The organism is Nocardioides sp. NPDC057772, from assembly GCF_042798075.1.
Taxonomy (GTDB): domain Bacteria; phylum Actinomycetota; class Actinomycetes; order Propionibacteriales; family Nocardioidaceae; genus Nocardioides.
Window position 1 is genome coordinate 1 of sequence record NZ_JBHVKN010000217.1, and the last position, 8,292, is coordinate 8,292.

General features: G+C 69.2%; 9 protein-coding genes. 6 read left to right on the top strand and 3 right to left on the bottom strand.

Going from position 1 to position 8,292, the window contains the following annotated elements:
* A partial coding sequence (locus ACFVJS_RS23915; RefSeq protein ID WP_378885711.1) for a carboxymuconolactone decarboxylase family protein occupies window positions 1-434 on the bottom strand: 434 nt, incomplete at its 3' end.
* A 97-nt stretch (window positions 435-531) separates the two neighbouring features.
* Here ACFVJS_RS23915 and sigJ point away from each other — a divergent pair.
* On the top strand, window positions 532-1,413 hold the full coding sequence (gene sigJ / locus ACFVJS_RS23920; RefSeq protein ID WP_378885713.1) for an RNA polymerase sigma factor SigJ: 882 nt from the start codon (window positions 532-534) through the stop codon (window positions 1,411-1,413).
* 12 nt (window positions 1,414-1,425) lie between these two features.
* On the opposite strand, the gene ACFVJS_RS23925 is transcribed toward sigJ, so the two are convergent.
* Window positions 1,426-2,085, bottom strand: a complete 660-nt coding sequence (locus ACFVJS_RS23925) for a maleylpyruvate isomerase family mycothiol-dependent enzyme (protein WP_378885715.1) — start codon at window positions 2,083-2,085, stop codon at window positions 1,426-1,428.
* A 220-nt stretch (window positions 2,086-2,305) separates the two neighbouring features.
* Between ACFVJS_RS23925 and ACFVJS_RS23930 the strand changes: the two genes are divergently transcribed.
* The gene (locus tag ACFVJS_RS23930) at window positions 2,306-3,079 is read left to right on the top strand and encodes an IclR family transcriptional regulator (RefSeq protein ID WP_378885717.1); all 774 of its coding nucleotides are present in this window, start codon (window positions 2,306-2,308) and stop codon (window positions 3,077-3,079) included.
* A gap of 53 nt (window positions 3,080-3,132) precedes the next feature.
* Window positions 3,133-3,948: a hypothetical protein gene (locus ACFVJS_RS23935; protein ID WP_378885719.1), complete on the top strand. Its 816-nt coding sequence runs from the start codon at window positions 3,133-3,135 to the stop codon at window positions 3,946-3,948.
* A gap of 9 nt (window positions 3,949-3,957) precedes the next feature.
* On the opposite strand, the gene ACFVJS_RS23940 is transcribed toward ACFVJS_RS23935, so the two are convergent.
* Window positions 3,958-4,863, bottom strand: a complete 906-nt coding sequence (locus ACFVJS_RS23940) for a hypothetical protein (RefSeq protein ID WP_378885721.1) — start codon at window positions 4,861-4,863, stop codon at window positions 3,958-3,960.
* A 385-nt stretch (window positions 4,864-5,248) separates the two neighbouring features.
* Here ACFVJS_RS23940 and ACFVJS_RS23945 point away from each other — a divergent pair, with 385 nt between their 5' ends.
* From ACFVJS_RS23945 to ACFVJS_RS23955, 3 genes are all read left to right on the top strand, one after another.
* Window positions 5,249-6,121 (top strand): S1 family peptidase, encoded by an 873-nt coding sequence (locus ACFVJS_RS23945; RefSeq protein WP_378885723.1) that lies wholly within the window; start codon window positions 5,249-5,251, stop codon window positions 6,119-6,121.
* Between the two features lie 242 nt (window positions 6,122-6,363).
* Window positions 6,364-7,167, top strand: coding sequence for a S1 family peptidase (locus ACFVJS_RS23950; RefSeq protein ID WP_378885725.1), 804 nt, complete (start codon window positions 6,364-6,366; stop codon window positions 7,165-7,167).
* 232 nt (window positions 7,168-7,399) lie between these two features.
* The gene (locus ACFVJS_RS23955) at window positions 7,400-8,260 is read left to right on the top strand and encodes a S1 family peptidase (RefSeq protein ID WP_378885727.1); all 861 of its coding nucleotides are present in this window, start codon (window positions 7,400-7,402) and stop codon (window positions 8,258-8,260) included.
* The last annotated feature ends 32 nt before the right edge of the window (window positions 8,261-8,292 follow it).

The window sequence follows — 8,292 nt, forward strand, 5'->3', positions numbered from 1 at the left end:
ACGCCCGCTCGGCGGCAACCCACCGGCCCCGGTGATCCGCCGCATGAAGAAGGCGTCCATCGCCGAGCGGCGGTGTGCAGGTCGCCGATGCGGGTGATCTGCTCGGCGATGGTGAGGGCAGCCTGCTCCTCGGGGGTGAAGTACTGCGACTCCCACCAGGCCGCGACGAGGGCGAGGCGATCGGTCGTCTCCCCGTTCTTGAGGGCGTCCTGGGTGTGCATCCGCAGGCAGAAGGCGCAGCCGTTGATCTGGGAGGCGCGGAGCTTGACGAGGTCGACGGTGAGCCGGTCGACCCCGGCGACGGCGATGGCCTCCTCGACCGCCTCCTCGACGGCCATCTGGGCCTTGTACGCAGCGGGGAACAGCTTGGTCACGTTGACGTTGGCGAGCATCGTGGTCCTTCGGGTCTGGCCCGCCACAGCGCGGGCACTCATCAGGTTGACGAGGTGGCGCGGACAGATGTGAGGTCGCCACCTCACATCCGCGTCGTCTGGCTCGTCACACTCGGTGAACCCCGGAGGAGATGCCACGATGCCTGACATGGACGACCTGGGCGAGGTGATGATCGAGCGCCGGCGCCTGATCGCGCTCGCCTACCGACTGCTCGGCACGCTCGAGGAGGCCGAGGACGCGGTCCAAGAGACCTACCTGCGCTGGTACCGCCTCACCGACGAGGAGCGGGCGGCGATCGACAACCCCGCCGGCTGGCTGAGCCGTGTCACCAGCAGGGTCTGCCTCGACGTACTCAAGTCGGCACGAGCCCGCCGGGAGCGGTACGTCGGGCCCTGGCTGCCCGAGCCGGTCCGGCCGGGTCTCCTCGCAGACCCCGAGGACCCGGCCGACCGGGCGACCCTGGACGACACGGTGAGCACCGCGCTGCTCGTCGTGCTCGACGCGATGACCCCGGCCGAGCGGGTCGCGTTCGTGCTCCATGACATCTTCGCGGTCCCGTTCGGCGACATCGCCGGGGTGGTCGGCCGCTCTCCGGCCGCCGTACGTCAGCTCGCCACCTCCGCGCGACGCCGGGTCGCCGAGCAGCGCGCCGACGTCGCCCCGCTGCCGGAGCACGACGACGTCGTCCGCGCCTTCGTCTCGGCCACCGCGGGCGGCGACCTCGGCAGACTGGTGACGCTGCTGGATCCGTCGGTCACACTGCGCTCCGACGGCGGCGGCCGGGTCAGCGCGGCCCGCAACCCGATCGAGGGGCCGGAGAAGGTCGCCCGGTTCCTCCTCGGTGTGCTCACCAAGCGGCCGACCTGGACGATCCGCACCGAAGCGACCGCCGACGGCCTCGGGTTCACGCTCGTCGAGGACGGCGCTCACCGAGGCGTCGCCAACCTGCGGGTCGCCGGCGGCCGGGTCACCGACGTCTGGATCGTCCTCAACCCGGACAAGCTCGCCCGCTGGAGCTGATCCCAGGAGGGGTCAGAGCCAGGGCCCGAGATCCGGCGCCTCGACGAGGCCGTGCGGCCGACCGGCGAGCCAGGCGGTGACCTCGGGGAGCGGACCGGCGACGCCGCGCAGATCCTCGTCGGAGAGCCCCCGCTTCGTACGGATCTCGTCGGCGAGGACGAGGAGGAAGTCGTCGGGCAGGTCGGCGAAGGTGATCCCGACACCGAGGTCGACGGCGTGGATGAAGACCTCACGAGCGCGCATCCAGGGGATGTCGCTGGCCTTGCGGGTGACGAGCTGCGCGGTGATCACCTCGTGCTCCCACTGCTCCGCGGTCAGCCGGTCCATGGCCGCGTCGAGTTCGCGGGCCCCGCGCAGATACCACTCGCGGAGCTCTTCGGCCGGACGCGTTGCGGCGGCCTCGATGTCGGCGTTGCGCTGCTCGGTGGAGGCGTACATCCGCTTCTCCACGCCCGTCTCCGCCCAGGAGATCAGGTTGCCGAGAGCGTCGGCGTTGGCGGCGACGTGGCCGAGCAGATGCTTGCGCGTCCAGCCGGGCAGCTGCGAGTCGCCGTCGTAGTCGGCGAGGTCGAGGCCGTCGATGGCGCCGGTCAGCAGGGCCGTGCCTTCGGTGACCCATCGACGCGAGTCGTCGAACGTACGCGTGGGGGTGGTGCCGATGAGGATGGACATGACGATCAGCCTTTCACGATCGTGTCGGTGAGGGGGGGCGATCCTCGGGCAACCTCGTCCGGGCGGCGTCGGACGGGCCGCTTGGTGGTCAGGCTCACAGTCAGCCGGGTTTCAGGCGCGACAGAATCGATCATTCTTTTCTGAAGAACGCCTAGCTCGGTCAATCTGCTGCGAGATCAGGCGATAGATGCCAGGTTTGGTGTGATCAGGAAGAGGTGGGATGGACAAGCCGCTCAAGACCCGGCCCCCGTACGCGATCACCAGCGTGGACCACGCGCTCAAGCTGGCGGCGATCCTTCAGCTCGAAGGTCGCCTGACGGTCTCGGAGGCAGCGGCTCGGCTCGAGGTTGCCCGTTCCACCGCTCACCGGCTGCTCGCGATGCTGGTCTACCGCGACTTCGCGGTCCAGGACGAGGACAAGGTCTACCGTGCCGGACCGGTGCTGGAGCTGGCCGCCCATTCCCGCTCGACCGCCTCCCGGCTCCGTCAGGTGGCGCTGCCGCACCTGCAGCGCCTGGTCGACCTGCTCGGCGAGTCCGCCAACGTCGCCGTGCGCGCCGGTGACACCTGCCGGTTCATCGCCTCGGTCGAGTCGCCGCAGTCGCTCAAGGTCGGCTCCCGCGAGGGCATGGTCTTCCCTGCCCACCGCACCACCGCCGGCCTCCTCCTCCTGGCCCAGATCTCCGAGGATGAGCTCGCCTCGCTCTACAGCAAGGAGAGGTACGCCGACCACCTGGCCGACCGCCCGGATCTCGACGCGCTGCGCACCGAGCTCGAGCGCGTACGCCGCAACGGCTTCGCCTTCAACGACGGCCGCTCCGAGCGCGGCGTGGTCGCGGTGGGTGTCCCGGTGCGTGGCGCCGGGGGAGACGTCGTCGCCGGGATGTCGATCTCCATGCCCAGTGTCCGTTACGACAAGGAGTCGCTGCCGAGCGTCGTCGCGACCCTGATGTCCGGCGCGGCGGCTCTGGAGCGTGATCTGGGTCAAGGGTGATCTGCGTCAAGTTGACCCCGGTAGCGTCGGTTGGCGAGTTAACCTGGAGGTCGATGAGCGACAATCCGCCCTCCACCGAAACCCAAGCGAAGAAACCGGCCGGCATCGACTGGCTCTCGACCACAGCGGGCGCGCTTGCTGCCGTCACCTCCGCCCTGCTGCTCTCGACGCTCGGTGCCGTCGGCACCCTGGTCGGGGCGGCGATCGGCAGCGTCGCGGCCACCATCGGCTCCAACCTCTACTCGCAGTGGCTCGCCAAGACACACCAGAAGGTGACCAGCGTCCAGGCCCTCGCCCGATGGCGGTCGGCCGGGCTCGCCGGCGTACGGAACGAGGGTGCTTCGCAGCCCGCGGCGGACGCGGGGGACGGGACGACCGCCATCGAAGCCACCGAGATCACCGCCGAGCCGACGCCGTCGTGGCGGGAGCGTCTCGAGTCACTGCCCTGGAAGCGGATCTCGCTGCTGTCGCTGGCGATGTTCGTGGTCGTGGTTGCCGTGATCACGGTCTTCGAGCTCATGGCCGGACGCAGCGTGAGCTCCATCGTGGGCAACGGTGACGGCGGCACGACGATCTCCCGGGTGACCGGCGGTGGCTCGGACGCTCGCGACGAGGGGCCGGCCAAGGACCCGTCCGGCGGTGCCACCGCGACGCCGGAGGAGTCCGCGAGCACCACCACCGAGCCCTCTGCGGAGGAGCCTCAGGAGTCGGAGTCGCCCGCGACGGGGGAGCCGAGCGCCGACCCGTCCACCTCGACCGGTCCGAGTGCGACGCCATCGGAGCAGCCGAGCGAGAGCGCCAGCACCTCGAGCGGGCCGTCACCCACGACAGGAGCCTCCTCGGCCCCGGCCGACCAGGCGACCCCCTGAGCCCCGGGATCACATCCGGAAGAGGATCTCCGCGCCGAGGTCGGTGTTGCCGTAGGAGGTGTACTCCTTGCCCTTGGCCTCGGTGATGGCGTCGTTGGCCGTGACCATGGTGTAGACGACGTACTTGCCGTAGTCCTTCACCTTGAACCAGCCCTGGGTGTAGCCGGGAAGCGAGGCCTCGGTCGGCGGGATCACATGTCGCGGCTCGATCTTCCCCGCGGCCTTCCCGGCGGCCTCGACGGTGCTGAAGTCGTAGATGAAGTGGGTCATCCGCAGGCTGCTCCGCTGGGCCTTGTAGGAGACCCGGACGGCGTAGTCGCAGCCGATCTTGCGGATCGGCTGCTTGAGCGTCGCCTTGCAACCGGCGTAGTCCTTGCCGTCCAGGTAGCGGGCCTTCAGCGTGACGTCGCCGTAGGTGAACTCCCAGGGGCGCGGGACGTCGGCCTTGGAGAGGCGTTCGGGGCCGATCGTCGAGCGCGGGGTGGCCCCGTCGCTGGGGTCGGCCGGCGAGCTGGTGCCGGGCCAGCCGGGCCTGCCGCTGGCCTCGCCGCTGACGTCGGTCCTTCCGCCGCCCGGGCTCGCCGAGTCGGTCGGCGCTGTGCTCGCCGAGGACGTGTCGCTCGCTGCCGGCACGCCGGCGGTCGTCGTCGCGTCGTCGCCGCGGGTGAAGAGGGTGTAGACGACCACACCGCACACGACCACGAGGGCGAGCGAGGCGGCGATGGTCAGAACCTGACGCAGCGGGCCACCCTGGCCGGCCCGCTCCTTGCGCGCGTTGAACGCGGGCCGGTCACCGCCGAGGTCCTCGGAGAGCCCGATCAGGCGCTCGTTGTAGTCGAACGGGGCAGGCTGGTTCTGCGGCTCCTCGTCAGGCGCGCCCGAACCGGGGGAGCCTGGGGGCGGCGGATACGGCATGGGGTTTGTCTACCATCTATCAACGGTCGCCACGCCGAAGGTTTCGAAGACGGATGAATTCCCGTCCGATTTCACCGCTCGAGCAGCGAGATGAACATGGATACCTACCGTACGCGGCCTGCTACCCGGGCACCTACAACTTGGCCATGCTGGTCCCATCCTCTTCGTCGGGCCCGTCGCCGAAAACCCTCCGGAATTCGCGTGTTGCTGCACTGCAGGAATCCGAAGAACCAGTCTTTGCAATGCAGATTCTTGGGGAAACGAATGTGGTGCGCGGCAAGGGAAAGATCACGAAACTCGGTTACCCGTTCCCGGTAAACCGCGAAACCCGTGGTCTCGGGTGCGGAGCCCGCAACAAGCGGGCCTTTCCCCCAGGAGGAGACGTATGAGGTTCGAACGCACCACTTTCCGTCCCCGCACGATCGCCGCGCTCGCCGCGGGTGTGGGTCTCGCGGCCTCCGCCGCTGTCGCTGTCCCGGCTTCCGCCGCGGACACCGAGTTCAGCAAGGCCGAGGTCGCATCGGTCCGGTCTGCCGTCGCCGAGTCCGCCCCTGTCGGCTCGTCGTGGTACACCGACCCGGCCACCAACAAGGTCGTCGTCACCGTCGACGAGACCGTCTCCAAGGCCGAGATCGCCGAGGTCAAGAAGGCGGCTGCCGAGAAGACGAGCCAGGGCGACGAGGCCGTGACCGTCAAGCACACGAAGGGCAAGTTCACCACCCTCATCGGCCCGGGCGACGCCATCTACGGCGGCGGCTCGCGCTGTTCGCTCGGCTTCAACGTCAAGGTCAGCGGCGCCGACTACTTCCTTACCGCCGGTCACTGCACCGACGCCGTCTCGACGTGGTACGCCAACTCGTCCAACACCACGCTGCTCGGCTCGACCGCGGGCTCCAGCTTCCCGGGCAACGACTACGGCATCGTCCGCTACAACTCGTCCATCTCCAAGACGGGCGGCTTCACCGCGGGCACCGCCCGGGTCGGCCAGAGCGTCACCCGTGACGGCTCGACCACCGGTGTCCACACCGGCACCGTGACGGCGGTCAACGCGAGCGTCCGGTACGCCGAGGGCACCGTCAGCGGCCTGATCCAGACCAACGTGTGCGCCGAGCCCGGTGACTCCGGCGGCGCGCTCTACTCCGGTTCGACCGCGCTGGGTCTGACCTCCGGGGGCTCCGGCAACTGCACCACCGGCGGTACGACCTTCTTCCAGCCGGTGACCGAGGCGCTCAGCGTCTACGGCGCCACGATCTACTGATCGGGCACTGATCACACGTACGCCGCGGGGTGAGGTGGTTTGGACCGCTTTGCCCCGCGGCGTACGAAATTTCGTCGAACTACGAAAGTTTTTTGCCAACGACTGGCCGATCGGGTGTCGGCAACGACATACTCACTGTGGTCGTGTTCGGGCACATCGCGGTGGAGGAACGTATGAGGTTCACCAGGTCACGTAACCGTCTGCTCGTGGCAGCGGCTGGTCTAGGTCTGGCGGCCACCGCCATGACCACGCCAGCGGTCGCCGCGCCTACGGAGGAGAAGCTCAGCGCCAGGGCGCTCGCGGCTGTCCACTCCGCCGTCGACTCCGCGGTGAACCGATCCGCGCTGTCCGGCATCGCCTGGTACACCGACAAGGCCACCGGCAAGGTGGTCGTGACCGCCGACTCCACCGTCCCGGCGTCCGCGCTGAGCCGGCTGACCGAGGCCGTCGGGGTCCGCGACGAGGCGATCACCGTCAAGCGCGCGAAGGGCGAGTTCAAGCCGCTGCTCGCCCCCGGTGATGCCATCTACGGCTCGGGCTACCGGTGCTCGGTCGGCTTCAACGTACGCAGCGGTGGCACCCACTACTTCCTGACCGCCGGTCACTGCGCCGAGGACGTCGGGACGTGGTACACCAACTCGGGCGAGACCACCCGGATCGGCCCGACCGTGAAATCCAGCTTCCCGGGCAACGACTACGCGCTGGTGCGTTACGCCAACACCTCGCTGACGCACACCGGCGGCTACTCCGTCGGCGACGCCCGGGTCGGCCAGCGGGTCACCCGCGACGGCTCGTCCACCGGCGTCCACTCGGGCCGGGTCGAGGCGCTCGACGTCTCGGTCCGCTACCGCGGCTCCGGCACCGTGCGCGGCATGATCCAGGCCGACATCTGTGCCGAGTCCGGAGACTCCGGTGGCCCGCTCTACGCGGGCTCGACCGCTCTCGGGATCACCTCCGGCGGCACCGGCGACTGCTCCTCGGGCGGGACCACCTTCTACCAGCCCGTCCGCGAAGCCATCCGCGCCTACGACGTCAACATCTACTGATCGATCCCCGTCATCGGGGGTGTCGTGAGCCTGAACGGGGCGAAGTGGTTCAGACCACTTCGCCCCGTTCGGTAATGATTTCGGTGTGACGGTGAAATTCTCTTTCTCCGCATGGCTGGCCCGCTGACCCGCCGACATACTCCGAGGAGGTCGTGCTCGGGCACATCGCGGTGGTCGGGCACTCCTGGCGCCCGCAACCACGCGGGTGTCTGGTCGTTCGTAGGAGGAACACATGAGTTTCACCACGTCCCGCACCCGTCTGGCCGCAGTCGTAGCCGGTCTCGGCCTGGCAGCCACCGCTGCCGTCATGCCGGCTGCTGCCGCACCAGCAGACAAGAAGTTCGGTCCGAAGGCCCTGGCTGCCGCCCATTCCGCCGTCGACAGGTCGGCCGTGTCCGGCATCGCCTGGTACACCGACGAAGCCACCGGCAAGGTGGTCGTCACCGCCGACTCCACGGTCACGAAGGCAGACCTCGCCAAGCTCACCAAGGCCGCCGGCAGCAACGCCGACGCCCTCACGATCAAGCGCACCGCCGGCACGTTCACGACGTTGCTCGGCGCCGGCGACGCGATCTACGGCTCGGGCTACCGCTGCTCGTTGGGATTCAACGTGCAGAGCGGCAGCAGCTACTACTTCATCACCGCCGGTCACTGTGGTGACGAGGTTGCGACCTGGTACGCCAACTCGGCTCAGTCCACCCTGATCGGCCCGACGGTCTCCTCGAGCTTCCCGGGCAACGACTACGCGCTGGTCCGCTACGACAACCCCTCGCTCTCGCATCCCGGCGGCTTCACGGTCGCCGATGCGTACGTCGGGCAGAAGGTGACCCGCGACGGCTCCACCACCGGCGTCCACACCGGCACTGTCCAGGCGCTCGACGTCACCGTCCGCTACCAAGGGGCGGGCCGGGTCAGCGGCCTGATCCAGACCGATGTGTGCGCCGAGCCGGGCGACTCCGGCGGTGCCCTCTACGACGGCACGAAGGCTCTCGGCATCACCTCGGGCGGCTCCGGCAACTGCCGGACGGGCGGGACGACCTTCTTCCAGCCTGTTCGTGAGGCGGTCAACGCCTACGGCGTCACCGTCTACTGATCCACCGCTCCGCTGGTCGAGCCCCTGCGGGC